The organism is Lentzea alba, from assembly GCF_047445655.1.
Classification (GTDB): Bacteria; Actinomycetota; Actinomycetes; order Mycobacteriales; family Pseudonocardiaceae; genus Lentzea; species Lentzea alba_A.
On the sequence record NZ_JAJAEG010000039.1, the window covers coordinates 58,876 to 83,743 of the forward strand.

Consider the following 24,868-nt stretch of genomic DNA (forward strand, 5'->3'; position numbering starts at 1 on the left):
TGAGGAGGAGACCTTCGTTCGAGTGGAGGTGACGGGCGATGGGCGACGACTGGGTGTTCGGCTTCGGGTCCACCTCGTGGGAGGACCTGGTCGGAAAGCTGTTCGGCGGGCCGGGGCCGTCCCAGTCGTCGACGCCGCGCACGGACCACTTCGGCCGTGACCTCACGACCGCGGCACGGGACGGCCTGCTCGATCCGGTGATCGGCCGGGAGGACGTGATCGACGAGGTGCTGGAGGTGTTGTCGCGGCGCACCAAGAACAACCCCGTCCTGATCGGCGATCCGGGAGTGGGCAAGACGGCCGTCGTCGAAGGCATCGCGGCCCGCATCGCGAGTGGCGACGTGCCCGCCACGCTGACCGGTCGGCGGCTGATCTCGCTGGACCTGGCGGGCATGGTCGCCGGAGCGAGGTACCGGGGCGAGTTCGAGGAACGGCTGCAGGCCGTCATCGAGGAGGTGGCCGCGACCGACCGGATGGTGGTCCTGTTCATCGACGAGCTGCACACCGTGGTGGGCGCGGGCAGTGCCGAGGGCGCGCCGATGGACGCCGCGAACATGCTCAAACCCGTGCTCACGACCGGACGGCTCCAGGTCGTCGGAGCCACCACGGCCGAGGACTACCGGCGCTACGTCGCGAAGGACGCCGCGCTGGAGCGGAGGTTCCAGCCGATCCAGGTCGCCGAACCGTCCGTCGACGAGACGATCGCCATCCTCCACGGCCTGCGCACCCGCTACGAGATGCACCACGGCGTGCGGATCACGGACGAGGCGATCGTGTCCGCCGTGGAGCTGTCGGCCCGCTACGTCACCGACCGGTTCCTCCCGGACAAGGCCGTCGACCTCGTGGACCGCGCGGGCGCACGCGTCCGATTGCGCGAAAAGTCCGCGATGCCACCGGATCCGGTGCGGCTCGAACAGCGGGTGCGACGGCTGGAGCGGGAACGCGCCGCCGCGGAGGGCGAAGACGCTCTGCTGCTCGACGACGAGCTGGACCAGGCGGTCGCCGACCTCGAATCCGCTCGCGCCGCGCTGGCGGACGCACCTGAGGTCGGCGCGAACGACGTCGCGGAGGTCGTGTCCCGCAGCACGGGCATCCCGGTCGCCCAGCTCACCGAGGCCGAACGAGACCGGCTGCTGCACCTGGAAGACCACCTGCACAAGCGGATCGTGGGCCAGAACGACGCGGTGGAGGCAGTCGCCGACGCGGTCCGCCAGGGCCGCGCGGGCCTCAAACACCCGCACCGGCCCGTCGGCTCGTTCCTGTTCCTCGGGCCGACCGGCGTGGGCAAGACCGAGGTGGCCCGAGCACTGGCCGAGGCGCTCTTCGGCTCCCAGGACCGGCTGATCCGGTTCGACATGAGCGAGTTCTCGCAGCAGCACACGGTCACGCGGCTGATCGGCGCGCCACCGGGCTACATCGGCTACGAGGACGCTGGCCAGCTCACCGGCGCCGTCCGCCGAGCCCCGTACTCCGTCCTGCTGCTGGACGAGATCGAGAAGGCGCACCCCGACGTCTTCAACACGCTGCTGCAGGTGCTCGACGCGGGCAGGCTCACCGACGCCCAGGGCCGCACCGCCGACTTCGCCAACACCGTGATCATCATGACCAGCAACATCGGCGCCGAACAGCTTCTCGCCGCCGCCTCCGATGTCCCGATCGAGCAGCTGCGGGCGGCGTTGATGACCACGGTCGGCCGTCGTTTCCGCCCGGAGTTCATCAACCGCCTCGACGAGATCATCCTGTTCCGCGGCCTGACCGCGGACCAGCTGCGACAGATCACCGCGCTGCTGCTCGAAAGCACGCGTTCGAGACTGCGCGAGCAGAACATCACGCTGGACGTGGACGACCAGGCCGTCGACTGGCTCGCGTCCCGCGGCTACGTCCCCGAGTACGGTGCTCGGCCGCTGCGCCGGACCATCGGCAGGGAGCTCGACCGGCGACTGTCCCGCGCACTGCTGGCCGGCGAGCTGCGCAGCGGCCAGCACGCCGTCGTCACGGTCATCGACTCGGTCCTGACCCTCACCATCACCGATCCGGGTTGACCCTCTCACGGTGTGAGGGTTCAGGCTGCTGAAGTCCGCCCTCTCACGGCAGTTCAGGAAACCGCATGATCATCGAGGACGTCTCGTTCACCGGCCGGCACTGCGAGACCACCGCGCTCGGCGCCCTGCTGCGCCACTCGGGTCTGGAGTTGTCCGAGCCGATGTTGTTCGGTCTCGGCGAAGGTCTCGGCTTCGTCTACTGGGACGCCAAGAACCTGGATTTCCCGTTCCTCGGCGGTCGCGTCAAACCGGCCGCGCTCACCCGGACCGCGGCGGACCGGCTGGGCTTGACGCTGCACGTCCAGGAGACCGCCTCGCCCCGCAAGGCCTGGGACAACGTCACCGCCGCCCTCGCCGCAGGACGTCCGGTCGGCCTGCAACTGGACAGCTACCACCTGGACTACTTCACCGCGAAGGTTCACTTCGGCGGCCACTTCGTCGCGATGTACGGCTACGACGACACCAGCGCCTACCTGATCGACACCGCTCAGCAGGGCGGCGCCGTGACCACCACGCTGGCGAGCTTGGAACGGGCCCGCGGCGAACGCGGTCCGATGACCGCCCGCAACCTGTCCTACACCCTCGCCGGCCCCAGCGGCCCGCCCGACTTGGGTGTCGCCATCCGGACCGCCGTCTCCCACAACGCGCAGGTGTTCCTGAACCCACCCATCGCCAACCTCGGTCATCGCGGCATCGGCACGGCGGCCCGGAAGGTGACGGGGTGGCTCGACCGTTCAGGCGACCCGTCCCGCGATCTCCCTTTGGCAGCAACGCTGATGGAGCGAGGCGGCACCGGTGGTTCGCTGTTTCGCGCCCTGTACCGCGACTTCCTCGCTGAAGCCGCCATGATCGTCGACGACGACAACCTCCGCCTCGGTCACCAGTTGTACGCCGAAATCGCTCCACTGTGGACCGAGGTCTCGAATCTCGTCACGGCCGCCGGAGAGACCGGCGTCCAGGACCACCTGACCCGCGCCTCGGCCGTCCTCAGCGAACTCGCGGAGAAGGAACGCCACGCCATGCAGGTTCTGGCCGGCGTTCGCGCCGGCTGAGAAGCGCCATGCCCAGCAGCACGATCACCGCACCGACCGGCCGGTTCCACGACAGCTGCTCGCCGAGCACCGCGACACCCAGTGCCACACCGACGATCGGCGCCAGGTACGTGACGGTCGACGCTCTGGTGGCGCCCCAATCAGCGACGACGTTGGTGTTCCACACGTAGGCCAACCCGGTGCCGAACACGCCGAGGGCCGTCACGCTGAGCACCACCGGCCACGTGAGGTGCACCAGCGTGGTCGCGACGAACGGCGCCGCGAGCAGCATCAGTGCCGCGCCGATCCCCACCTGGACCGTCGTCACCGCCACCGCGGACAGGCGCAACGGGGAGACGAAGCGGCGGAGGTACACAAAGGACAGTCCATAGCAGAGGGTCGCCAGCAGGCACGCGGCCTGCGCGCCGATCGCGCCACCGGTCGGCCCCTGCCACGGTGCGAGCACCACGACCACACCCGCGAAACCCACCGCCAACCCGGCCAGACCGGCTCGCGTGAGGCGCTCACCGGGCAGCGCCACCACCGCGACCATCGTCGTCATCAGCGGGGTCGTCGCGTTGTAGATGCTGGCCAGAGCCGAGTCCACGTGCTGTTCCGCCCACGCGAACAGCAGGAACGGCACGACGCACAGCAGCACCGCCACCACCGCCAGATGCGCCCACACGACCGGGCTGCGTGGCAGCGGCTGCCGAGTCGCCACCGCGATCACCGCGAGCGCTGCGGCACCCGCCACCAGACGGCCGAGCACCACCTGCGCCGGTGTCAGCCCGTCCAGGCCCACCTTGATGAACAGGAAGCTCGCACCCCAGGCGAGGGCCAGCAACACGAACTGAGTCAGCACCTTCGCACGCATGGGCAGAGCCTCGTGCCGGACGAGGCGGGGTGCTGGCGGGTTTCAGACCTGTTGACCTCCAGCGCTGTCGAGGTTGTTCGATGAACCCGTGGAGATCACGGGATTGGGTTGGCTGGGCACGCGGACCCGGCACGCGAGTGAACTGGCGGACTTCTACGGCAACGTGCTCGGCCTGCCACTGACACACCAGGAAGAGGGCTTCTGGGTGTTCGAACTTCCCGAAGGACGCAACGTCGAGGTGTTCGCCGACGACCACCGCGGCAAGGGACACTTCGACACCGGCCCGGTCGCCGGGTTCGCGGTCCAGGACCTGCCCGCCGCCGTCGCCGAACTGCGCGCGGCAGGCGTGGAACTGCTCGGTGAGCCAGGTCCGACCTGGCAACACTTCCGCGGCCCCGACGGCAACGTGTACGAACTCGTGACGGGCTAGGCGAGGAGCTTCCGGATGATGCCGGTGGCGGCGTCGATGTCCGGCGGGGCTCCGGTGATCACGTCGGAGTAGCAGAAGGATTCGGCGAGCCGGACCACCGCGTAGGCCAGTTCGGTCAGCGGGATCTCCGACGTGTCGTCGCCGCGTTCGGCACGGATGAGGTCGGCCAGCCCGGTCACGAGCCGGTGTTGCACCACGCCCTGCTTGGAGGTCAGCACCCGCAGCGCGGCTTCGGGGTCGCGCTCCAGCAGTGCGCGCAGAGCCGGCGAGGCCACGGTGTCGCGCATCGCCTGGTCCAGCACCGCGATCACCCTCGCCATGCCCCGCTGCGGGCTGGCCTGCCACAGGCGCGCCCAGCCCCTCTGCGTGATCGCCCACAGCACCTCGCCCAGGACGCGGTCACGGTCGCCGTAGCGGCGGTAGAGGGTAGCTCGGCCGATGCCGGCCTCCGCCGCGAGGTCGCCCATGTCGATGCGGCTCTCGCGAAGGAACTGGCGGAGCGCGTGGGCGATGACCGGGTCCACCTCGGGCTCGGTGGTCAGGTTCACGTTGGCTGCGGCGTGAGACAACATGTATAAAGTGTCTCACGAGACATTCAGGCGGAATGTCTCACCTGAGCGAGGAGTACGGCATGCGGCGGGTCTGGGCAGTGCTGCCGTTCGTGCTGGTCGGGGTCGCGTTACTGCTGGCCCCGGCCACCGCGGAGCCCGCCTGGTGGAACCTGGTGGTGCAGGTCGTGCTGTTCACCCTGGCGGCGGCCGTCCCGGGGTATCTCACGCGGAACGTGTCGTACGTCGACGTGGCCTGGCCGTGGGGGTTGGCAGGCATCGGCCTGGTCACCCTGTTCACGGCCGACCAGCTCAGCACGGTGACGGTCGCTGTCGCGGGCGCTTACCTCGCCATGGGGTTGCGGATGGGGCTGTGGAGCCTGGTGCTGTCGGCGAAGCACGGCTGGTGGAAGCCCGGCGCCCCCAAGGTCGAACTGCCCCGCTACCGGTATCAGCGGCGGCGCTGGGAGCGGCAGGGGTACCGCAGCGAGGCGTTGTCCGTCCAGTTCGAGATCTGGTTGCAGGGCCTGGCGAACGCGTCGGTGCTGGCCGTCCCCGCGTTCATCCTCGCCGCCGATCACCAGCGGCTGTCCGTCTGGTCCGTGGGCACGCTGATCCTGTGGGCCGCTTCCTTCGTGCTGGAGTCGGTGGCCGACCGGCAGAAGCAGCGGTTCGCCGCCAGCGGTGAGCGCGGAACCTGTGACCGAGGGTTGTGGCGCTACAGCAGGCACCCCAACTACTTCTTCCAGTGGATGCAGTGGAACGCCTTGGCACTGCTCGCATTGCCGTCATTGCTGACCCGATTCGACGACACCACGCTGCCAGTGTGGGTGGTGCTGACCCTCGGACTGTTCCTTGCTTCCTGGACGCTGTACGTCACGCTGACCAAGCACACGGGCGCCCGGCCCGCCGAGTACTACAGCCTTCGCAAGCGGCCCGACTACGCGCAATACCAAGCCACCACCAACATGTTCTTCCCCGGTCCCGTCAAGACCCCGCGGAAAGACGCCTAGTCCGCAACGCCCGCCGCCGGCCCGCGCGAGATCGATCGCGCGGGCCATTGTGGCGTCTCCGCGACCAATAGCTCGTTTCAAACGTTTGCAGAATACCTAATTCATATACCTGATTATTCACATGCTCGAACGCTGTCACGAATTCACGCAAAACCATTGACGCGCCATGAATCCCTATTCAGAATTCCAACCCCCGGTGTGAGCCGCCGCACACCCGTGGCCCTGACAGCTCACTGGAGGCATGCGTGTCCCGAACAAAAGATCTGAGACGAGCCGCCGTGCTCGCCGTCGTGGGCACACTCGCGGCGACCGGAATCGCCGTTCTCGTGAACGCGGCCGACGCGGCTCCCGGTGCGGGCGCGCTCACCGGTTTGAACACTTCCGCGGCCAACCGCCGGGCGCCCGTCAGCGGGCTGTACGACTGGAGCAAGGCGGGTTATCGGGGTGGCCAGAACCTCCCCGGCACCGGCGAGATCAACAGCAGCGAGGCCTGTCAGGTCACCGCGGCCGAGCTGGCAAACCAGTTCAACGTCAAGCCGAACGACGGCCAGGACGACTCGGCGGGTCTGCAGTCGGTGATCGACTCGATCAGGACGAGTTGTTCGCCGTCGGCGAGCTACAGCAAGCTGAGCCTGATCACGCTGCCCGCGGGTGAATTGGCCGTGTCGCGGGAACTGCACGTGGACGCCGACTACCTGATCATCCGCGGTGCGGGCAAGAACGCCACGAAGATCACCTACAAGCCGGACGCCAACACCCTCTACGACGCCCTCACGCCCGACGGTTCGGACTGGGACGAGGACGGCATGACCTCGGGTGCCGGCAAGGGCGGCTGGCTGTGGCCGGGCCGCGGCCTGTTCCGGGTCCAGTCGCGGGGTGTGCACACGAGCTACGCCAGCGACTACGCGGCCGCACCGGAGAACCGCAAGGACATCTTCGAGGGCACGATCAACGTGCACTGGAAGGCCGGCACGAAGGTCAGCGCGGCCGCCAAGGCCGGCGACCGCACGATCCAGGTGCAGTCGGCCACCACGATCAAGGCCGGCATGTTCGTGAACGTCCGGGCCGCCAACTCGGTCAAGTTCTACGAGCAGCAGCAGGCGACCGGCACCGAGTGGCCGATGCTCAACATGCACATGCGGCAGCAGATCTTCACCGTCGCCTCGGTGTCCGGCAACACCGTCACGCTCGACAAGCCGCTGGAGTACGACGTCCCGGTCAACTCCACCTCGGACGGTTCGGCGCCGATCGCCGGGGTGACCTACGACTCGAAGGTGTCGCCGCTGATCGACCCGGTCGTCGGCGTGGGCTTCGAGGACTTCGGCTTCACGCAGGCGATGCCCGCACTCGACCAGGCCGACTCGGTCAACAACTACGGCAACATGGCGCCCGCCGCCGAGATGCACGGCATCGTGTTCAAGTGGGCGGCGGACTCCTGGGTGCGCGGCATCAAGGCGGAGATGACCGGGTCGCACCCGATCGTCACCGAGGAGGCCAAGAACCTCCAGATCGTGAACAACGAGCTGGACGGCTCGTGGAACAAGGGCAAGGGCGGCAACGGTTACTTCCGCGGCTCGCGCGTGTGGGACTCGCTCTACGCCGGCAACACCTCGCGCAACCTGCGCCACTTCACCTTCCAGTGGTCCGCTTCCGGCAACGTCGTGATCGGCAACGACTTCGACTCCGACCTCAACCTGCACGGCGGCTGGGAGCGCAACAACCTGTTCGAGCTCAACACCGTCCGCGTCTCCTACGCGCACCGCTCCGGCAACTGCCGCGCGAACTGCGGTGAGGAAGGCGGCGGCGGGCCTGACAACTCCAACTGGTTCCCGATCTGGTGGGGCGCCGGCAAGAAGGCCGTCAAGTGGTCGGGCGCGACCGGACCGCGCAACGTCTTCTTCAACAACACGATGACCAAGCAGACCGCGACCGGCGGCCCGTTCAACGACTACTACGCCGACCGCTCGCGGATCTANTGACAACTCCAACTGGTTCCCGATCTGGTGGGGCGCCGGCAAGAAGGCCGTCAAGTGGTCGGGCGCGACCGGACCGCGCAACGTCTTCTTCAACAACACGATGACCAAGCAGACCGCGACCGGCGGCCCGTTCAACGACTACTACGCCGACCGCTCGCGGATCTACCAGTTCGGCTGGAACGGCACGTCCTACCAGCACCTGGACGCCGGCGGCACCCCGATCGCCGACTGGGCCACGAACGAGCAGCGCGACTACACCGGCGGCCACGGCGTGGACGCCACGAAGACCGACTCGGCGGCATCGCTGTTCCTCAAGTCGATCGACGGCACGCCGCCCACCAGCACCACCACGTCCACGACCACCACCAGCACCACAACCACAACAACGACCACAACGACGACGACCACCCCGCCGTCGGGCTCGTGCCTCACCGCCAAGATCACCCAGACCTCGGTGTGGAACGGCGGCTACGGCGCCGACGTGACGCTGACCAACGGCTGCGCCACCGCGACGACCTCGTGGACCGTCGAGTTCGACCTGCCCTCGGGCACGAAGGTCAGCAGCTCGTGGAGCTCGGTCAGGACGTCCTCCGGCCAGCACCACAAGTTCACCAACGCGAGCTTCAACGGCGCCGTCAAACCCGGCGCCAGCACCAAGTTCGGCTTCAACGCCGCGGGCGCCGGCCTGCCCACCGGCTGCACCGTGAACGGCAATCCCTGCGGAGGCAACTGATGAGAGCACTCGCGCTCGCCGCGGTGGCCGCGACAGCCGCGGCACTGCTCAGCGGGACAACAGCCCAAGCGGCGCCCGTGCTGAAAGCGGCGATCACCCAGACCTCCGTGTGGAACGGCGGCTACGGCGCCGACGTCACGATCACCAACTCCGGTGACGCGGCGAGCACGTCGTGGACGATCGAGTTCGACCTGCCGTCGGGCACCACGATCACGAGTTCCTGGAGCTCGGTCCGGACGTCCACCGGCCAGCACCACAAGTTCACCAACGCGAGCTTCAACGGCGCCATCAAACCCGGCGCCAGCGCGAAGTTCGGCTTCAACGCGTCCGGCGGCAGCCTGCCCACGAACTGCACGATCAACGGCGTGTCGTGCGGCGGCGGCACCACCCCGCCCGTGGACACTCAGGCGCCCACGGTGCCAACAGATCTGCGGTCCACGGGCGTGACGGCCGGCTCGGTCTCGTTGTCCTGGACGGCGTCCACGGACAACGTCGGCGTCACCGGCTACGAGGTGCTGCTCGGCAACGCGGTCAGCACGACCGTCAGCGGCACCTCGGCCACGGTCACCGGCCTGTCCCCCGCCACCGCGTACTCGTTCTCCGTGCGCGCAAAAGACGCGGCGGGCAACAAGTCGGCGGCCAGCGCGCCCGTCAGCGCCACGACCAGCCCGGACAGCGGCGGTGGCGACACCGTCAACGTCTCCACCCCGGCTCAGCTCCAGGCGGCGCTGGCCGCGGCCGCCCCCGGCCAGACGATCAAACTCGCGGCCGGCACGTACCGCGGCTCGTTCGTGGCGAACGGCCGTGCGGGAACGGCGTCCCAGCGGATCACCCTGAGCGGCCCGTCGAACGCCGTCCTGATCAACGACGGCCCCAGCGGTCAGGCCCCGTCCTGCCCCGCGCCCACCGCGGGCTGGGACTCCGGCTACGGCCTGTGGATCTTCAACTCCCCGTACTGGAACCTCACCGGGTTCACCGTGCAGGAGTCGAAGAAGGGCATCGTCCTCGACAACTCGCACCACACCACGATCGACACGGTCTCGGTGCACCACACCGACGAGGAAGCCGTCCACTTCCGCCGTTCCTCCGCCGACGGCATCGTCCGCAACTCCACCATCACCGACACCGGCCTGGTCCAGCCCGGCTTCGGCGAGGGCGTGTACCTCGGTTCCGCCAACTCCAACTGGGCCTGCCACGGCAACAGCGGCGGCATCGACCGCAGCGACCGCGTCCAGGTGCTGAACAACAGGATCGGCCCGAACGTCGCGGCCGAGGCGATCGACGTGAAGGAAGGGACCTACGAGGGGATCATTCGCGGCAACACCTTCGACGGCCAGGGCATCAGCGGCCAGAACTCGGCCGACTCCTGGGTCGACGTGAAGGGCATCGGTTACGTCATCGAGGACAACACCGGCACGTTCCGCAGCCCCGGCACGTTCGCCAACGGCTACGAGACCCACAACACCAGCACCACTCCCAGCCTGCCCAACGGCTGCGGCAACACCTGGCGCAACAACCGTTCCGACCTCGGCGGTGTGGGCCAGTACGCCATCAACATCACGTCGGTCTCGAAGTGCTCCGCGATGCCGAACGTCGTCTACGCCTCGAACACCGTGACAGGGGCGGTGAAGGGCCTGACGAACGCACCGGTCACGCCGTAACACCCGTGGAAGCCGTGCCTGGTTGCCAGGCACGGCTTTCCACGTGGTTCACCTCCGTCGAACTAGGAGTTCATTTGGTTGCTTGTTGACAGCTCCGGCTGGAACCCGAGACGCTGCACCTCCCTGTGATCGAAAGGTGCTGCCGTGAAACTCCGCTTCCTCTTACCGGCGCTCGCCCTGCTCCTCGCCGCCGGTGTCACGCCTGCCGCAGCAGAGAACGACCTCTCAGCAGCCGATGCCTGTTACACCTGGGGACGCACGCTTTCCGAAGGAGCATCGGGCGACGACGTGCGTCAGCTGCAGATCCGCGTGGCCGGCTATCCCGGCTACGGCGCCGTTCTCGGCCTCGACGGCCAGTTCGGGCCGGGCACCAAGGCGGCGGTGACCCGGTTCCAGCAGGCCTACGGTCTCGGCGCCGACGGCATCGCGGGACCCGCCACGTTCGCGAAGATCTACGAGCTGCAGGACAACGACTGCACACCGGTCAACTTCACCTACGACGAGCTGAACAACTGCAATTCCGACTGGTCCGGCGGCAACGTCTCGGCGGCGACCGCACGCGCCAACGCCCTGGTGTCCATGTGGAAGCTGCAGGCGATGCGGCACGCCATGGGTGACAGGCCGATCGACGTCAACGGCGGCTTCCGCAGCGTCTCCTGCAACAACGCCGTCGGCGGTTCGCCCACGAGCCGTCACCTGTACGGCGACGCCGTCGACCTCGGCGCCGGACCGCAGGGCTTCTGCTCGCTGGCAAGGCAAGCCCGCAACCACGGCTTCAACGAGATCCTCGGACCGGGCTACACCGGTCACAACGACCACGTGCACGTCGCCCACCGCTCCACCCGGTTCTGGTCCGCCCCGAACTGCGGAATCTAGGCGCCGTCAGAGCGTGGAGAAGTGTGCCGCGTCGCCGACGATCGTCGTGCTCGGCACACCCTCCACGCTCACCGGCACGTCGCCCGCGATCGTGACCCGGTGCAGGCGGCGCCGCACGTCGTCGTAGTCCGCGACGCCGTAGTGCTGCGTGGCGCGGTTGTCCCACACCGCCACATCGCCGTCGGACCACTGCCAGCGCACGGTGTTCTCCAGCCGGGTCACCCGGTTCTGCAGCAGTTCGAAGATCGCCTGCGACTCCTGCGGGCTGACCCCGACGATCCGCTTCACGAAGTGGCCCAGCAGCAGCGCCCGCTCACCGGTCTCCGGATGCACCCGGACCACCGGGTGCTCGGTCTCGTAGCGCTGCGACACGAACTCCTCGCGGTAGGCCTGCTCCTTCACGTCCACTCCCCCGATGCGGGTCGAGTCGACGTGGCCTGCGTAGTCGTAGAGGTTGGTGTGCACGGCCCACAGCCGATCCACCAACGCCTTCAACGACTCCGGCAGCTCGGAGTAGGCGCGGGCGGTGTTCGCCCAGACCGTGCTGCCGCCGTAGGCCGGGAGCTCGATCGCGCGCAGGATGCTGATGGCGGGGACACGGTCGACGAACGTCACGTCGGTGTGCCAGCTGTTGGCCTTGCCGTGCTCGGAGTCGATCGCCAGGACGTTGGTGTGCTCCTGGCCCTTCACCGTGGGGTGGGCCAGCGTGGGCCGGCCCAGCAGCCGCGCGAACTCCAGCTGGCCCGCGTCGTCGAGGTGCTGCTGGCCGGAGAAGAACACGACCTTGTTGGCCAGCAGGGCCGCGCGGATCTCGGCGACCGTGTCCGCGGGGAGGTCGCCGCCGAGCCGGACGCCGTCGATCCTCGCACCGATGCCGGCACCCAGCCTGTGCACGGTGACGGTGTCCGAAAGCTGTGCGGTCATCGCGGATTTCCTTTCGCAGAAGGGCGAACGTCCCTCCACCCTGCGGACGACCGCACGCGCGGCGCAACTTTGCGACGAAGTGAATTAAGTCCTCCCAGCAGTTGGAAGGGATTGACCGGCGGAGTTTCTTCCAGCGTGAAAAATAGGCGGCCGCGTCCACCCCGGCGCCATGATGTGGGACGTCCGGTCCGGCCGTTGACCCGGCCGAACGCGGATGTGACGCTCCTTGCCGTGAGCCAAGCCGCCAATCTCACCTCGCGCCGGCACGTCGATCTTCGACGGCACGCCAGCGCGTTCTGTCGCGCCGGTCGCTGAACCCAACCTCCACCCGGGACGGTGAGTCCCGCTGATTTGGCATGCCCGTTTTCCCCTTCAGCAAAGGACCTGCCGTGACCACTACGCGACGGAACTTCCTCGGCCTCAGTCTGTTGGGTCTGACCGCGGCGACGGTCGGGTGCTCGACCGCGTCCGGTGCGGGCGTCGAGACCAAGACGCTGCGCTACCAGGGCTGGGCGGGTGACGTGACCCTGCCCGAGCTGGCCGCGGACCTCGGCTACCTCGGCGACCTCGAACTGGAGTGGGTCGGCAACACGATCAGCGGCCCGCAGGACATCCAGTCCGCCGCGACCGGGCAGGTGGACTTCGGCGGCGCGTTCAACGGCGCGGTCGTCAAGCTCAAGGCCGCCGGCGCGCCCATCAAGTCGGTGATCGGCTACTACGGCGCCGACGAGCACGCCTACAGCGGTTTCTACGTGCTCGAGGACAGTCCGATCAGGACAGCGCGCGATCTTCTCGGCAAGAAGGTCGGGATGAACACCCTCGGCGCGCACCACGAGGCCATGCTCGGCATCTACCTCAAGCGCGCCGGCCTCGGCCAGGACGAGATCAAGAAGGTCGAGCCGATCGTCGTGCCGCCGGTGAACACCGAGCAGTCGGTGCGGCAGAAGCAGATCGAGGTCGGCGTGCTCGGCGGCATCCTGCGGGACAAGGCCGCGGAGAAGGGCGGCCTGCGCAAGCTGTTCTCCGACTTCGACCTGCTCGGCCCGTTCACCGCCGGCACCTACGTCTTCACCGAGAAGTTCCTGCGGGACAACCCCGGCACGGTCCGCACGTTCACCAGCGGCATCGCCAAGGCCATCGAGTGGAGCCGCACCACACCGCGCGAGCAGGTGGTCGCGCGCAAGGTCGACATCGTCACCAAGCGCGGCCGCAACGAGGACCCGGCGGCGCTGAAGTACTGGAAGTCGCTGGGGGTCGCGGAGAAGGGCGGCAAGATCCTCGACAAGGAGCTCTCCATCTGGGTCGACTGGCTCGCCGAACGCGGCGAGATCAGCAAGGACCAGGTGAAGCTCGCCGACCTGTACACCAACGAGTACAACGAGCTCGCCCGATGAGCCCGCACATCGCGTTCCGCGGGGTCACCAAGAGGTTCGACGTCAAGGTCCGCGGTACCCGGCAGCACACCGAGTTCACCGCGGCGGACTCCATCGACCTCGACGTGCAGCGCGGCGAGTTCGTGGTGCTGGTCGGCCCGAGCGGGTGCGGCAAGTCGACGTTGCTCGACCTGCTCGGCGGCCTCACGGCACCCAGCGATGGCGAGATCCTGAACCACCCGCTGGACGAACGCCTGCCAGAGCTGCCGCCGGTCAGCCGCATCAACGGCGCCAAGAGCCGCTTCGAACTGGTCCGGGACCTGGCCGAGCGGGAGAAGCTGACGCTGCGGCAGCTCCTGGGCCGCCTCGGCGGCGGACGTGGCCACCAGGTCGTGGCCGGCACCCCGGAGCAGATCGCCGACCACATCGAGCTGTGGTTCACCACGGGCGCCGCCGACGGGTTCAACGTCATGGCACCGCTGCTGCCGTCCGGACTGGAGGACTTCGTCGACCACGTCGTGCCGCTGCTGCGCGCACGCGGCCTGTTCCGCAGCGAATACACCGGTCGCACGTTGCGCTCGCACTACGGCCTGGCGCGGCCGGTCAGCCGGTACAGCAAGGTCACGGTGTGAGCCGCTGTCCTCGAGGTCCCGCGCCCGTGATCACCCCGCGAACTCGGCGAGTTCGCGGGGTGATCCTGAACCGGCTGACTACGCCTGCTCGCCCTCGGCCGTCGTCGCGGGCTGGGCACCGGGCTGCCGGCGGTCCTCGATCTTGATCGCGCACTTGCCCACCAGCGCGACACCGGCACCGATCGTCGTGGCCACCGGAGCGGCGAACGCGGCCACCAACCCGAGAGCCACCGGCACCTCCAGCACCACGTCGTCCTTGCTGTCCCGCACAACCACACGACGGTTGATGCTCTCGCTGACCAGACCGCGCACCGCGTCGACCACCCCGTCGACGGCGTTGCGGGCGGACTCGGGCTTGGATTCGTTCATGTCTCTCCTCGAACTGCGGATTCCCCTGACGACTCCACTCTGCCCGCATTCGGACTGGCTGCCATCAGGGTTTCCCCCTGACCTCTTCCCTGATTCACCACCTGCGGTGTTCAATCGCGGGATTTCCGCAGTTGAACGGTGTGCAGTTCACTTCGTTGAGCACACCGAAAGGCGTATTGCATAGTCGACCCATCATGACGCGGATCCGATTCGTGACAACAGTGCCGAGGGTCACCGACCCCAGTCGTGCCACCTCCACCGCGCTGGAGGTGGTGAGGTGGAGCGACGACATCGACGTGGACGGCGTGCTCCTGTTCACCGGCGCGGGCGCGGTGCTCGATCCGTGGATCGGCGCCGCGACGGTTGTGGCGCGCTCCAGGCGTCTGGCACCCGTCGTCGCGTTGAACCCGATGTACACGCACCCGTTCGCGGCCGCCCGGTCGCTGCTGTCGATCACCCAGGCGCACGGCCGCCGCGTGGACCTGAACCTGATCACCGGTGCCGCGTTGAGCGAGCTCCACGCGATCGGCGACGAACTCGACCACCGCGAGCGCTACGCCCGGTTGTTGGAGTACACCGAGCTGTTCGTCCAGTTGCTCGACGGCGATCCGGTCGACTTCGAGGGGCGCTTCTACCGTGCGCGAGGCCTTCAGCTCAGGCCCGCTGTCCCGGCCGAGTCGCGCCCGCTGATGTATCTCGCGGGCCGGTCTGACGACGCACGGGCGACTGCTGCGGCTCTGGGCGCCACCCTGATGGGAATGCCCGACGCCGCGGGTGTGCCGGAGGGCCTCGGCGCGGTCAACGTCGGTGTCATCGCCCGTGCGGACGCACAGGAAGCGGAGAACGTCGCCGCGCAGGTCTTCCCTCCGGACGAGGTGGGCAGGGAGGTGCTGCGGATCAGCATGGCCAACACCGACTCGGTGTGGAAGCAGGCGCTGGCGGAGGCGAGGGAGGACGTGGCGTCGCCGATCAGGTTGACGCCGTTCCACTCGGCACAAAGCGATTGTCCTTATCTCGTGGGAGATCACGAGACCGTGGCGAAGCACATTTCCTGGATGGCTGAGCGGGGCGTGCGGACGTTCGTGCTCGACACCCCGGTCAGCCGGGAGGACTTCGACCACCTCGCGGTCGTCGTTGAACGGTCGCGCGCTCTGTGCGAGGAGAAAACCGGATGAACCGCTCTTTTCCCGTCGATCGGACGTGCCCGTTCACCCTCCCCGCCGACTACGCCGAAATGCGGTCCGAGGCACCGGCGATCCGGGTGAGCCTCCCCGGTGGCGACGCATGGCTGATCACCCGGCACGCGGAGGCGAAAGCGCTCCTGAAGGACACCAGGGTCAGCACCGATCCGCGGACACCCGGCCACCCCTACGCCAAACTCTCCGCGGACCCGCCGCCGCCGGAGGTCGTCGAGGCCGAAGCCCGTTTCCACGCCGGCGAGTTCGTGAACCTCGACCCTCCCGAGCACGGCCGGTTCCGCGGCGTGCTGCAGAGCGCGTTCCGCCGGCGCCACATCGAGGAGTTGCGGCCCGTCATCGTCCGCCTCGCCGACGACCTGGTCAGCGCCATGATCGAGCGCGGTCCTCAGGCCGATCTGGTGCGGGACTTCGCCTTGCCGCTGCCGGTGCTGGTCACGTGTGCGGTGCTGGGTGTGCCGGAAGAGGAGCGCGACTTCTTCGCGTCGGCCGTCCGTCGCGCAGAGCACCCTCCCGCCGATGATCCGCTGGCCACCGTCACGGCGGTTTTCGAGATGCGCGACCGCGTCGAACGGATCGTGGCGGCAGCGGACCAGGCACCACCGGACAGCGTCATCGCTGTCGCGGCAGGGTCGGGTGCGTTCGACCGCGACGAGCTGGTCGGCGTGGTGACGTTCCTGCTCAAGGCCGGTTACGTGACGACGAACGCGATGATCTCGCTCGGTGTGCTCACCCTGTGCCGCCATCCTGCCCAGCTCGCGTCGCTCGGCGCCGACCCCCAGCGGTGGGCGTCGGCCGTCGACGAACTGCTGCGCTTCCTCAGCGTCACCGACTGGTACACGTTCGACCGCGTGGCGACCGAGGACATCACCGTCGGCGATGACGTGATCCGCGCGGGCGACGGCATCTTCGTGCTCGGTGCGTCGATCAACCACGACGAACGGGTGTTCGCCCGCGCCGGCGAGTTCGACGTCCAGCGAGACGCCCGGCGGCACCTGGCGTTCGGGCACGGCGTCCACCGCTGTCTCGGCGACCACCTGGCCGGCGCGGAGCTGGAGATCGCGCTGCGAACGCTCTTCTCCCGCTTGCCGGGTCTGCGGATCACCGCGACCGACGACGAGCTCGACCTGAGGGTCAGTGGCGACCCGTTCGGGTTGGTCTCGCTTCCGGTGGCCTGGGAACACCTTTCCTGAGGACTGTCCGGCAGCACTCGTTCCGCCGGACAGCCACGACCTCAGGCCGGCAGGGCGACCGGGGAGAACAACTCCGCGAGCCGGCCGTTGATCTCCCACGCGCGATCGGCGTCCGCGGCGACGACGCAGTACATGACCCCGGTCAGCTCGGCGAACGGAGTCGTCAGCACCACGCCTTCGCGACGCTCGCGGTCGTACCCCAGTCCTGCCCGCGCCACTCGTTCGCGCACGTCCTCGAACGAGGAAGCCGACCATCCCGACGTCCACACGAGATCGAGGATGACCCGATCCCGCTGGTACGCCGGACCTACGACGCGCCGGCCGACACCCTCCATCACGTGGGTGACGCCGCCCATCCGGCCGTTCCACTCGGTGTACATCGGTTCCTGGTCGGCGGTCAGGATCCCGTCGGGTCCGAAGTAGCCGCGATAGCCCATGGCTCGCGCGACCTCCGCGAGCCGCAGGCCGGTCTCGTCGAGGACCGCGCGCGCGGACGGTGGCATCGCGGGGGCCGGCAGCACGAAGCCCGCCGGTAGCGGGGCGTTGAGCTGCTCGCCGTCGCACACGCGCCGCACGCCGTCGTCACTGATGGCGAACTCGATGAAGTAGGCGGCACTGTCGGGGAAGTACTGCTCGGCCACCGGAGTGGAGCGGTCCTCACTGCTCAGCCACGACCAGTGCTCGGCGAAATACCGTTCGAGGTCGGCCCGGCCGTTGATCCGCACGACCCTCGGCGCGCCCAGCGGGCGCACGCCGTCGACCGTGCTGAGGATGTCGTTGCCGCGGCCACCCAGTCCCCACTCCTGCTTCAGCATCACGACCTCGTGCTCGCGCAGCAGCCGATCGGTGATGTCCACCGCGTCGGCGGCCGTGCCGATCACCGCGCCCGGCGGGATCGGCACGCCGTTTCCCGCCGCTACAGCGCGGAACGTCGCCTTGCTGACCATCAGGTGGCCGCCGGACTGCTCCAGGAAGCCGCGTCCGGCGTGGATGCTCCTGAGCCCGAGCCGATCGGTGAGACGCGCCACCGCGCGGTCTGGCCACGGCGTGAACACCTCGTCGACCGGGTGGTGGCGCAGCACGGCGAGCAGGGCGTCGCGCAGTGCGTCCGAGCCGAGCCGCTCGGACGTGAGGACGTTGTTCGCGCCCTCGCCCGGCGGCGCGACGACCACCCGCCACGAGGCCGGGTCGACGCCGGTCAGCTCTCCCACGTAGGACAGGTAGTCCTGGTCCGGCTCGACCGGCAGCACCATCACGTCGCCCGGTCGCGCGAACCACGCGAGCCGCTGGCTCCACCACCCCGTGCCACCGTCGTCCGTCCGTGCGTCCTCGACAAAACCGGTGCCGACCACCAACCGACCCATCACGCTCACCGTCCTTCCACAGTGGACTCACGGGTGACGAGGCCGGCGATCGCGTGGATCGTCGGTTCGCGCAGGACCTCCAGCAGGTCGAGCCGCGTGCCGAACCGCTCCCGCACGAGCGCGATCATCCGCACCAGCTGCAGGGAGTCACCGCCGAGCCGGACGAAGTGCTGATCGGTCCGCAGATCGTCGCGGCGCAAGAGCTTCGCCCAGATCTCGGCGATCGCGCGTTCCTCGTCGGTCGTGGGCTGCCCGTCGCCGGTGACCTCGACCAGTGCCGAAAGCCGCTCGAAGTCGACCTCTCCGTCGGAGCCCACGGGGATCGCGGGCACCACGTGCACCCGAGCGGGCACCGACCACTCCGGCAACTGCCGCCGCAGGTACTGCGCCAGCTGCGCCTCCTCCACCGCGGCGGCGAAGGTCGCGACGGCGTAGGCCACCAGCGGAGGTGACGCCTGAGGATCCGGTACCACCACCGCCTTCGAGACCGACGGATGAGAACGCAGCTGAGCCTCGATCTCCTCCGGCTGCACGTGGCGACCGTCGATCGTCATCCTGCGGTCGGTCCTGCCGACGAGCACGAGCGCCCCGTCCGCACGCCGCCAGGCGAGATCTCCGGTGCGGACCCGGTCCCCCGCCCAGCTCAGCACGATCTCGCCGTACACCTCGGCGGGCTCGCCATCGGCGTCCACCAGTTCGGCGATCACGCCGGCCACCGGCAGGCCCTGCCGCAACGCGACTGGGCACTCCGCGGTTCCGTACTGCACAACGACTTCCGCGTTCGGCAGCTTCGCGAGAACCGCCCGCACGTCCTCGGCGCTCGTGGACTCCGCATCGAGCAGGACAGTGCGCACCGGCTCAGCCCAGTCGACGACCTCCTCGGCAGGAGCGTGCAGCACCGCGACGGAACCGGACGACCTCTGCTTTCCCGGCCGGAGCATCTCGAAGGTCGCGCCGCGCGCCAGCACGGCGAGGAACTCGGCGAGGAACGCCGGTGAACCCGGCCGTACCGCTGAGGCCACGACATCACCCGGCCCCAGCGCCAGTCCGCCGGCGAAAGCCGAAACGTGCACCGGCAGATCGAGGCCAGAGGGAGCCGCCGCCGGCTCCGCGGACGGCGTCAGGTCGAGCTGAAGCACCGCCCGGCCCTTCGCGAGCTTCTCCGCTCGCGCGCGCAACGACGCCGAGCAGGCGATGGCCACCACGTCCGCGTCGTCGACGACGCGCATCAGCGGACCGTCCGGCTGGTCACCGTCAAGCGGCACCGGAGCACATCTCGCCCACAGCACGGCGAGCGCCGACAACGGTGCGGGCAATCCGGGTTCCACGAGCACGGCGACACGTTTGCCCGTCCCCCCGAACGACTGCAACGCGGCCGCGCCACGTGACGCGACGCTGACCACGGCCTGATAGCTGAGCGCGTCCTCGCCGTGGACGAGGGCCGGGCGCTCCGGGTCGGCCAGAACCGTGCCCCACAACGCGTCGACCGGCTCGGCGGGCACTGCCGCGGGGACGCGCGTCGGGAGCGGGATGCGCCTGGCGGGATCCTGCGCGCCGGGGCCTTCAGCGAGGACCACGCTCACGTGACGCAGGAACCGTTCGGCGGTGTCCGCGCTGAAAGTGTTGCTGTCGTAGGTGACCACGAGCTTTCCGTCCTCAACGGACACCGAGAGGACCCCGGTTCCGGACACGGCGACCGCGTCGCCGGAGTCCTCGCGCTGCCGCACGACGCCCGCGCGGATCTCGTCGAAGGTGGCCTCGCCGACCACGACGTCGATCCGGTGCCGTCCCTGCGTCACCTCCACCGCCTGCTCCCCCGTGTGCCTGGCGAGCACGACCCCGACCGCGGCCGCCACACTGCCGCTCTCGGACCGCGCGACGGGGTCGGGATGAATCAACCGGGCGACGGCACTCCCCGCACCACCACCGGGAAAGTCAGCGAACAAATGCCGGCGCTCGTGCGGCATGATGCCCCTCCAACGTCGAAACGGACTGGTTCCTGACGACGCAAATTACGGTAAGTGCCAACAAGAACACGCCCGTGCGCAACTGCGGAACTTGAACGAACTGACCTCTCGGGTGGTGGCGGATACGATCGCCCTCGATCGAGCCGTCCCCGAGAACAGGCTGGGGCACCCTGGATGAGAACGCTGAACGAATGCCTCGCGCGCTCCACCGAAAGATTTCCCGGCCGGATCGCGTTGACCGACGGCGCAACGGTCCTGACCTATGCCGAACTCACCGCGGCGGTGCGCCGCAAGGCCTGCGGCCTGGTGCTCCGGGGAGTGCGGCCGGGTGCACGGGTGGGCATCGCTCTCGACCGGGGCATCGACCAGGTGCTGGCGATTCTCGCGGTGCTGCAGTGCGGCGCCGCTTACGTCCCGCTCGACCCGTCCTATCCGGCGGAACGAATCGACCACATCGTCCGGGACGCTGAAACAGCGGACGTGATCACCGCGTCCGGGTGGGCTGAACTGACGGGCGAATGTTCCCTGCCCGAAGTGAATGGAGCGGACGCCGCTTACGTGCTTTACACCTCCGGGTCGACCGGCCTGCCCAAAGGGTGCGTCGTCACCCATCACAACGTGGTGAGCCTGCTGCGGTGCGCGCTGCCACTTTTCGACTTCACCGAGCACGACCGGTGGGCGCTTTGTCACAGCATCAACTTCGACGTGTCCGTGTGGGAGATGTGGGCGGCGTTCACCACGGGGGCCGCGCTGCACGTGGTGCCCGCCGAGGTCGCCGTCGCCCCGCCCCTGCTCGCCGGGTTCCTCTCGGAAGCCCGCGTCTCGGTGCTCAACCTGGTGCCCTCGGTGTTCCGGTTGATGGTGGACGCGATGACGGGCTCCGGGCCGGCCACGAGCCTCCGGTACGTGCTGTTCGGCGGTGAGCCGGTGGATCTCCGATCTGTGCGGGCTTTCCGCGACCGGGGAGCTCCCGACGCCGTTCAGTACGTCAACCTCTACGGCATCACCGAGGCCACCGTTCATGTCACTCACCGAACTCTGAGCGCCGACGACCTCACCGGGAGCTCGCCCCACACCCCGATCGGCAAACCCTTGCCGCACATGGCCATCTCCGTGCGGGACGAGCACGGCGCCGAGGTGGCGACCGGCGAGATCGGCGAGATGTACGTCTCCGGTGACGGCATCGCCTCCGGCTACTGGAAGAGGCCCGAGCTCACCGCAGAGCGCTTCGTCACCATCGACGGCGTCCGCCACTACCGCTCGGGCGACCTCGCCCGCACCGACGAGTCCGGCGACCTCTTCTACGTCGGCAGGAACGACCACCAGTTCAAGGTGCGCGGTTTCCGCGTCGAAGCCGGCGAGGTCGAATGGGCGCTGGGCGCGGTCGACGGCATCGCCGGGGCCGCCGTCTCCGTGGAACGCGACGCGTTCGGTGAGCACCGCCTCGTCGCCTGGTGCCTGCCGGCCGACCGGCAACCGGACGTCCGCCAGGTCCGCGCACAACTGCTTCGAGCACTGCCGGCCCACATGGTGCCCGAGCGCATCGTTTTCGTGGACCGGCTACCGCTCTCCCCCTCCGGGAAGCTCGACCGCACCCGCCTCAACGAGCTGGCGCGATGACCGCCCGACGCAGGAGCACCGCCATGTACAGCTGGTTCCACGACTCCGCGCGGGCACACCCGAATCGTCTCGCACTCAGCGCGGGCGACGTCGAACTCACCTATGCGGAACTGGATCGCGCCGCGGCCTCCGTCGTCCTGCCCGAGCCCGGAAAACCGCGGCGGGCCGGGCTGCTCGGCCAGGCCGAGGCGGCCACCTACGTCGCCTACCTCGCCGCCCTGCGCGCCGGTGTGACAGTCGTGCCGCTGAACGCCAAGAACCCGTTGTCCCGCAACGCGGACATCGTGCGGCGCGGTGAGCTCGACCTGCTGCTGCACACGGAGGCCGAGGCCGGCCGGGCGGACGCTCTGCACGAGGCGACGGGAGTGCCGCTGCTCCTGGTGACGGGCAACGACCGCGCGCCGGTCGTCGCGCCCCCGGCGGACCCTCACCCGGAAGCCTTCGCGTACATCGTGTTCACCTCCGGCTCCACGGGCGTGCCGAAGGGCGTACCGATCCGGCATCGTCACTTCGAGTCGTGGCTGCCCCACCTGCTGGACCACTTCGCGACCGGGCCTGAGGCCAGGGTGGCGCAGACTTCCGACCTGTCCTGGGACCTGTCGGTGTGGAACATGTTCCTCGCCTGGGGTTCCGGTGGCGCGGTGGTCGTGCCGTCGAGCACCGACCTGCTGATGCCGACCAGGTTCATCGTCGACCACGAGATCACGCACTGGCACTCGACGCCGTCATCGATCACGGTGGCACGGCTGCTCGGCGAGCTGGGCCCGGACTCGATGCCGTCGTTGCGCTGGAGCGTGTTCTGCGGCGAGCCCCTGACCCACGACCACGTGCACGCGTGGAGCCTCGCGGCGCCGGCGAGCCGGGTCGCCAACGTCTACGGTCAGACCGAGGTGACCGTGAGCTCGTGGGTCCACGACGTCGACCTGACCGCCCTCCCCTCAACCGCCGTGCCGATCGGCAAGCCGCACAACGGAGTCGAGTGGGCGGTCATCAGCGACGACGGGTACGCGGCCGAGGAGGGTGAGCTGCTGGTGCGCGGCCCCCAGCGGTTCGACGGGTACCTGGCGCCCGAGCACAACAGCGGCAGGTTCGTCCGCTGGGAGGCGGGTGTGCTGGAGGAGTGCACCGGAGAGATCACCCCCGAGCACTGGTACCGCACCGGTGATCGCGTGTCGGTCCGCGCGAGCGACCACGCGTACCTCGGCCGGTTGGACGGCCAGGTGAAGATCCGCGGACACCGGGTGGAGCTCGGTGACGTCGAGGCCGTGCTGCGCTCGCACCCGCTCGTCGACGACGCGGTCGTCGTCGCGGCGAGGTCCGAGGTCGGCACCTACGACCTCGCGGGTTTCCACCAGGGCGGGAACGCCGACGAGGAGGTGCTCAAGGAGTTCCTCTCGGACAGGCTGCCCGCGCACATGGTCCCGCGGCTGCTGCTCGGCTGTGACAGCTTCCCGCTCAGCCTCAACGGCAAGGTCGACCGGAAGAGGCTCGCGGAAGAGGCCGTCGCACTCCTCGCCACGGGAGCCTCCTGACGGACGTCACCCACCGCCGAGACGTTGCGCGGTGCGCAGAACGTCCTGGATCAACGCGGGACCACGTCGTCCGTCGAACGCGTGTCCCTTCCACTCGGCGCTCAAGATCACGTCGTCCGGACGCAGCACACATCCGAGCGCCAGCTCGAACTCCGTCGTGATGGCCGGGGCGGGCAACCTGGAGGAGGACACACCCGGCAGGCCCAGGTCCCGTTCGGCCGACTCCAGCTCCCAATAGCTGAAGGAGACCTGCGCCAGCGGCATCCGGCCCGGCCGGCGAACCTCCGGCAACGCCGCCACCAGTTCCTCGAACGGGACACCGGCCGCCGCCAGCCCTTGCAGCACCGCGAAGCCGGCCTGCAGCAACAACTCCCGGCGATCCGCCGTGGCCAGGTTCACCAGCCTGAGCGGCACCATGTTGACGAACATGCCCACGGCGTCCGCGGTGAGTTCGTCCCTTGTGGACACCGCCAGCGCGATGATCAGGTCGTCCTGGCCCGTCAACCGCGCCAGGGCGACACCCGCGGCACCCAGCATCGCGGCGCATCGCGTAACTCCGAGATCCCGCGCGACGGCCAGCAACGGCTCGAGCTCTGCGCGCGGCACGACGAGCTCCACCGAGCCGTCCTGCGTCCCGGCGGGCAGGTTCACGACAGCGGGCGCCGAGGCGAGCTCGGCGCAGCGGGCGAGCACGACCTCGCGGCTCACCGGTCGCGTCTGCCGCGCCACCTCGTGCTCGACCTCGGTCTCGCCGGCGAGTGCGGCGATGTAGTACTGGCCGATAGCGGCGCACAGGATCGCGATCGACGTCTCGTCGACCGCGACGTGGTGGAAACAAAGCACGAGCACAGTTCGCTCAGGCCCTGCGATGACCGCGACGGCGCGCATGAGGGGCGGACGCGCGAGATCGAACGGTTCGGCCGCCACCGCCGCGATCACCTCGGCCGGATCGCCGGACACGACCCGGAGGAAGCCGGGGACGGGCGGCACGGTGAACCGCACGAGCTCGTCGTCCAGCTGGCAGACTCCGGTTCGCAACGCGCTGTGCCGCGCGAGCAGGCGGTCGAAGGCACCGCGCAGCGCGTCCAGGTCGATGCGGCCACGCAGCTCGTACGCCTCGCAGATCACGTAGTCCTTAGCGGCCGAACGCAGCTGCTGGGACAGCCATAGCCCGCGCTGAGGACCCGACGCCGGCAACACGTCGAACGCTTGGGAGGGCAACATCATGACGCGCCTGCTACGGCTCGTAGCTGATCCACGATCCCTCGCACGCTGCGTCCCGTGAAGACGACGACGTAGTCGAGGTCGAGCCCGGCGCCGCGCATGCGTTGCACCAGCCTCACGACGAGGAAGGAATTGCCACCCAGCAGGAAGAAGTCGTCATCGAGCTCGACGTGCTCGACGCCGAGCACCCAGCAGAAAGCATTCCGGACGAGTTGCTCCAGCTGTTCGCGGTCGGACATGTCTCACTCCATAAGCTTGTTGATGTTCAGGACGGGATGTTCTGAATGCCC

At 68.9% G+C, this 24,868-nt stretch carries 22 protein-coding genes; 14 read left to right on the top strand and 8 right to left on the bottom strand.

The window, feature by feature from the left end:
- Positions 1-38 precede the first annotated feature (38 nt).
- Positions 39-2,042, top strand: coding sequence for an ATP-dependent Clp protease ATP-binding subunit (locus LFM09_RS42835; RefSeq protein WP_414102358.1), 2,004 nt, complete (start codon positions 39-41; stop codon positions 2,040-2,042).
- Between the two features lie 65 nt (positions 2,043-2,107).
- A complete protein-coding gene (locus LFM09_RS42840) occupies positions 2,108-3,094 on the top strand; it encodes a BtrH N-terminal domain-containing protein (protein WP_414102359.1) in 987 nt (328 codons plus the stop codon).
- Here the strand turns inward: LFM09_RS42840 and LFM09_RS42845 are convergent.
- A complete protein-coding gene (locus tag LFM09_RS42845) occupies positions 3,030-3,947 on the bottom strand; it encodes a DMT family transporter (RefSeq protein ID WP_414102360.1) in 918 nt (305 codons plus the stop codon). The two genes, LFM09_RS42840 and LFM09_RS42845, sit on opposite strands and share 65 nt — an antisense overlap.
- A gap of 88 nt (positions 3,948-4,035) precedes the next feature.
- Between LFM09_RS42845 and LFM09_RS42850 the strand changes: the two genes are divergently transcribed.
- The gene (locus LFM09_RS42850; protein ID WP_414102361.1) at positions 4,036-4,377 is read left to right on the top strand and encodes a VOC family protein; all 342 of its coding nucleotides are present in this window, start codon (positions 4,036-4,038) and stop codon (positions 4,375-4,377) included.
- On the opposite strand, the gene LFM09_RS42855 is transcribed toward LFM09_RS42850, so the two are convergent.
- The gene (locus LFM09_RS42855) at positions 4,374-4,949 is read right to left on the bottom strand and encodes a QsdR family transcriptional regulator (RefSeq protein ID WP_414102362.1); all 576 of its coding nucleotides are present in this window, start codon (positions 4,947-4,949) and stop codon (positions 4,374-4,376) included. The two genes, LFM09_RS42850 and LFM09_RS42855, sit on opposite strands and share 4 nt — an antisense overlap.
- Positions 4,950-4,981: 32 nt before the next feature.
- On the opposite strand from LFM09_RS42855, the gene LFM09_RS42860 reads away from it, so the two are divergent.
- The 4 genes from LFM09_RS42860 to LFM09_RS42875 all read left to right on the top strand — a co-directional run bounded on the left by LFM09_RS42860 (position 4,982) and on the right by LFM09_RS42875 (position 11,184).
- Positions 4,982-5,938, top strand: coding sequence for a DUF1295 domain-containing protein (locus LFM09_RS42860; protein ID WP_414102363.1), 957 nt, complete (start codon positions 4,982-4,984; stop codon positions 5,936-5,938).
- Positions 5,939-8,014: 2,076 nt separating this feature from the next.
- Positions 8,015-8,647, top strand: coding sequence for a cellulose binding domain-containing protein (locus tag LFM09_RS42865; protein ID WP_414102364.1), 633 nt, complete (start codon positions 8,015-8,017; stop codon positions 8,645-8,647).
- Positions 8,647-10,308, top strand: a complete 1,662-nt coding sequence (locus LFM09_RS42870) for a cellulose binding domain-containing protein (protein ID WP_414102365.1) — start codon at positions 8,647-8,649, stop codon at positions 10,306-10,308. Before LFM09_RS42865 ends, LFM09_RS42870 begins: the two co-directional genes overlap by 1 nt.
- A gap of 144 nt (positions 10,309-10,452) precedes the next feature.
- Entirely contained in the window at positions 10,453-11,184 is a 732-nt protein-coding gene (locus tag LFM09_RS42875) for a D-Ala-D-Ala carboxypeptidase family metallohydrolase (protein ID WP_414102366.1), read from the top strand.
- Positions 11,185-11,190: 6 nt separating this feature from the next.
- Here LFM09_RS42875 and LFM09_RS42880 read toward each other — a convergent pair whose 3' ends face one another.
- Positions 11,191-12,108 (bottom strand): TauD/TfdA dioxygenase family protein, encoded by a 918-nt coding sequence (locus LFM09_RS42880; RefSeq protein ID WP_414102367.1) that lies wholly within the window; start codon positions 12,106-12,108, stop codon positions 11,191-11,193.
- 231 nt (positions 12,109-12,339) lie between these two features.
- On the opposite strand from LFM09_RS42880, the gene LFM09_RS42885 reads away from it, so the two are divergent.
- The 3 genes from LFM09_RS42885 to LFM09_RS42895 all read left to right on the top strand — a co-directional run bounded on the left by LFM09_RS42885 (position 12,340) and on the right by LFM09_RS42895 (position 14,113).
- Positions 12,340-12,423 carry a putative leader peptide gene (locus LFM09_RS42885; RefSeq protein ID WP_414102382.1) on the top strand — a complete coding sequence of 28 codons (84 nt, stop codon included), beginning with the start codon at positions 12,340-12,342 and terminating at the stop codon, positions 12,421-12,423.
- Positions 12,424-12,497: 74 nt separating this feature from the next.
- A complete protein-coding gene (locus LFM09_RS42890; protein WP_414102368.1) occupies positions 12,498-13,502 on the top strand; it encodes an ABC transporter substrate-binding protein in 1,005 nt (334 codons plus the stop codon).
- On the top strand, positions 13,499-14,113 hold the full coding sequence (locus tag LFM09_RS42895; RefSeq protein WP_414102369.1) for an ATP-binding cassette domain-containing protein: 615 nt from the start codon (positions 13,499-13,501) through the stop codon (positions 14,111-14,113). The genes LFM09_RS42890 and LFM09_RS42895 overlap by 4 nt, the downstream gene beginning before the upstream one ends.
- A gap of 78 nt (positions 14,114-14,191) precedes the next feature.
- On the opposite strand, the gene LFM09_RS42900 is transcribed toward LFM09_RS42895, so the two are convergent.
- On the bottom strand, positions 14,192-14,482 hold the full coding sequence (locus LFM09_RS42900; RefSeq protein ID WP_414102370.1) for a DUF4342 domain-containing protein: 291 nt from the start codon (positions 14,480-14,482) through the stop codon (positions 14,192-14,194).
- 194 nt (positions 14,483-14,676) lie between these two features.
- Here LFM09_RS42900 and LFM09_RS42905 point away from each other — a divergent pair, with 194 nt between their 5' ends.
- Both LFM09_RS42905 and LFM09_RS42910 read left to right on the top strand, forming a co-directional pair.
- Entirely contained in the window at positions 14,677-15,657 is a 981-nt protein-coding gene (locus LFM09_RS42905) for an LLM class flavin-dependent oxidoreductase (protein ID WP_414102371.1), read from the top strand.
- Positions 15,654-16,871, top strand: a complete 1,218-nt coding sequence (locus LFM09_RS42910; protein WP_414102372.1) for a cytochrome P450 — start codon at positions 15,654-15,656, stop codon at positions 16,869-16,871. The genes LFM09_RS42905 and LFM09_RS42910 overlap by 4 nt, the downstream gene beginning before the upstream one ends.
- Positions 16,872-16,912: 41 nt before the next feature.
- Here LFM09_RS42910 and LFM09_RS42915 read toward each other — a convergent pair whose 3' ends face one another.
- Both LFM09_RS42915 and LFM09_RS42920 read right to left on the bottom strand, forming a co-directional pair.
- Positions 16,913-18,235 carry a peptide ligase PGM1-related protein gene (locus LFM09_RS42915; protein WP_414102373.1) on the bottom strand — a complete coding sequence of 441 codons (1,323 nt, stop codon included), beginning with the start codon at positions 18,233-18,235 and terminating at the stop codon, positions 16,913-16,915.
- Positions 18,236-18,240: 5 nt separating this feature from the next.
- Positions 18,241-20,202, bottom strand: coding sequence for an AMP-binding protein (locus LFM09_RS42920; RefSeq protein ID WP_414102374.1), 1,962 nt, complete (start codon positions 20,200-20,202; stop codon positions 18,241-18,243).
- A 174-nt stretch (positions 20,203-20,376) separates the two neighbouring features.
- Here LFM09_RS42920 and LFM09_RS42925 point away from each other — a divergent pair, with 174 nt between their 5' ends.
- Both LFM09_RS42925 and LFM09_RS42930 read left to right on the top strand, forming a co-directional pair.
- Positions 20,377-21,822, top strand: a complete 1,446-nt coding sequence (locus LFM09_RS42925) for an amino acid adenylation domain-containing protein (protein ID WP_414102375.1) — start codon at positions 20,377-20,379, stop codon at positions 21,820-21,822.
- A 23-nt stretch (positions 21,823-21,845) separates the two neighbouring features.
- A complete protein-coding gene (locus LFM09_RS42930; protein ID WP_414102376.1) occupies positions 21,846-23,354 on the top strand; it encodes an AMP-binding protein in 1,509 nt (502 codons plus the stop codon).
- A 6-nt stretch (positions 23,355-23,360) separates the two neighbouring features.
- Here LFM09_RS42930 and LFM09_RS42935 read toward each other — a convergent pair whose 3' ends face one another.
- Together LFM09_RS42935 and LFM09_RS42940 are read right to left on the bottom strand one after the other, a co-directional pair.
- Complete coding sequence (locus tag LFM09_RS42935; protein WP_414102377.1) at positions 23,361-24,581, bottom strand: condensation domain-containing protein; 1,221 nt, start codon at positions 24,579-24,581, stop codon at positions 23,361-23,363.
- Positions 24,578-24,817 (bottom strand): phosphopantetheine-binding protein, encoded by a 240-nt coding sequence (locus LFM09_RS42940; RefSeq protein ID WP_414102378.1) that lies wholly within the window; start codon positions 24,815-24,817, stop codon positions 24,578-24,580. Before LFM09_RS42940 ends, LFM09_RS42935 begins: the two co-directional genes overlap by 4 nt.
- Positions 24,818-24,868: the final 51 nt, after the last annotated feature.

Excerpts from the sequence above, each read along its gene's own strand:
- LFM09_RS42920 (WP_414102374.1), bottom strand. The coding sequence starts at position 20,202 with ATGCCGCACGAGCGCCGGCATTTGTTCGCTGACTTTCCCGGTGGTGGT.
- LFM09_RS42880 (WP_414102367.1), bottom strand. The coding sequence starts at position 12,108 with ATGACCGCACAGCTTTCGGACACCGTCACCGTGCACAGGCTGGGTGCC.
- LFM09_RS42910 (WP_414102372.1), top strand. The coding sequence starts at position 15,654 with ATGAACCGCTCTTTTCCCGTCGATCGGACGTGCCCGTTCACCCTCCCC.
- LFM09_RS42925 (WP_414102375.1), top strand. The coding sequence starts at position 20,377 with ATGAGAACGCTGAACGAATGCCTCGCGCGCTCCACCGAAAGATTTCCC.
- LFM09_RS42840 (WP_414102359.1), top strand. The coding sequence starts at position 2,108 with ATGATCATCGAGGACGTCTCGTTCACCGGCCGGCACTGCGAGACCACC.
- LFM09_RS42915 (WP_414102373.1), bottom strand. The coding sequence starts at position 18,235 with ATGGGTCGGTTGGTGGTCGGCACCGGTTTTGTCGAGGACGCACGGACG.
- LFM09_RS42905 (WP_414102371.1), top strand. The coding sequence starts at position 14,677 with ATGACGCGGATCCGATTCGTGACAACAGTGCCGAGGGTCACCGACCCC.
- LFM09_RS42900 (WP_414102370.1), bottom strand. The coding sequence starts at position 14,482 with ATGAACGAATCCAAGCCCGAGTCCGCCCGCAACGCCGTCGACGGGGTG.
- LFM09_RS42845 (WP_414102360.1), bottom strand. The coding sequence starts at position 3,947 with ATGCGTGCGAAGGTGCTGACTCAGTTCGTGTTGCTGGCCCTCGCCTGG.
- LFM09_RS42870 (WP_414102365.1), top strand. The coding sequence starts at position 8,647 with ATGAGAGCACTCGCGCTCGCCGCGGTGGCCGCGACAGCCGCGGCACTG.
- LFM09_RS42860 (WP_414102363.1), top strand. The coding sequence starts at position 4,982 with ATGTCTCACCTGAGCGAGGAGTACGGCATGCGGCGGGTCTGGGCAGTG.
- LFM09_RS42935 (WP_414102377.1), bottom strand. The coding sequence starts at position 24,581 with ATGATGTTGCCCTCCCAAGCGTTCGACGTGTTGCCGGCGTCGGGTCCT.
- LFM09_RS42895 (WP_414102369.1), top strand. The coding sequence starts at position 13,499 with ATGAGCCCGCACATCGCGTTCCGCGGGGTCACCAAGAGGTTCGACGTC.
- LFM09_RS42940 (WP_414102378.1), bottom strand. The coding sequence starts at position 24,817 with ATGTCCGACCGCGAACAGCTGGAGCAACTCGTCCGGAATGCTTTCTGC.
- LFM09_RS42835 (WP_414102358.1), top strand. The coding sequence starts at position 39 with ATGGGCGACGACTGGGTGTTCGGCTTCGGGTCCACCTCGTGGGAGGAC.
- LFM09_RS42865 (WP_414102364.1), top strand. The coding sequence starts at position 8,015 with ATGACCAAGCAGACCGCGACCGGCGGCCCGTTCAACGACTACTACGCC.
- LFM09_RS42930 (WP_414102376.1), top strand. The coding sequence starts at position 21,846 with ATGTACAGCTGGTTCCACGACTCCGCGCGGGCACACCCGAATCGTCTC.
- LFM09_RS42855 (WP_414102362.1), bottom strand. The coding sequence starts at position 4,949 with ATGTTGTCTCACGCCGCAGCCAACGTGAACCTGACCACCGAGCCCGAG.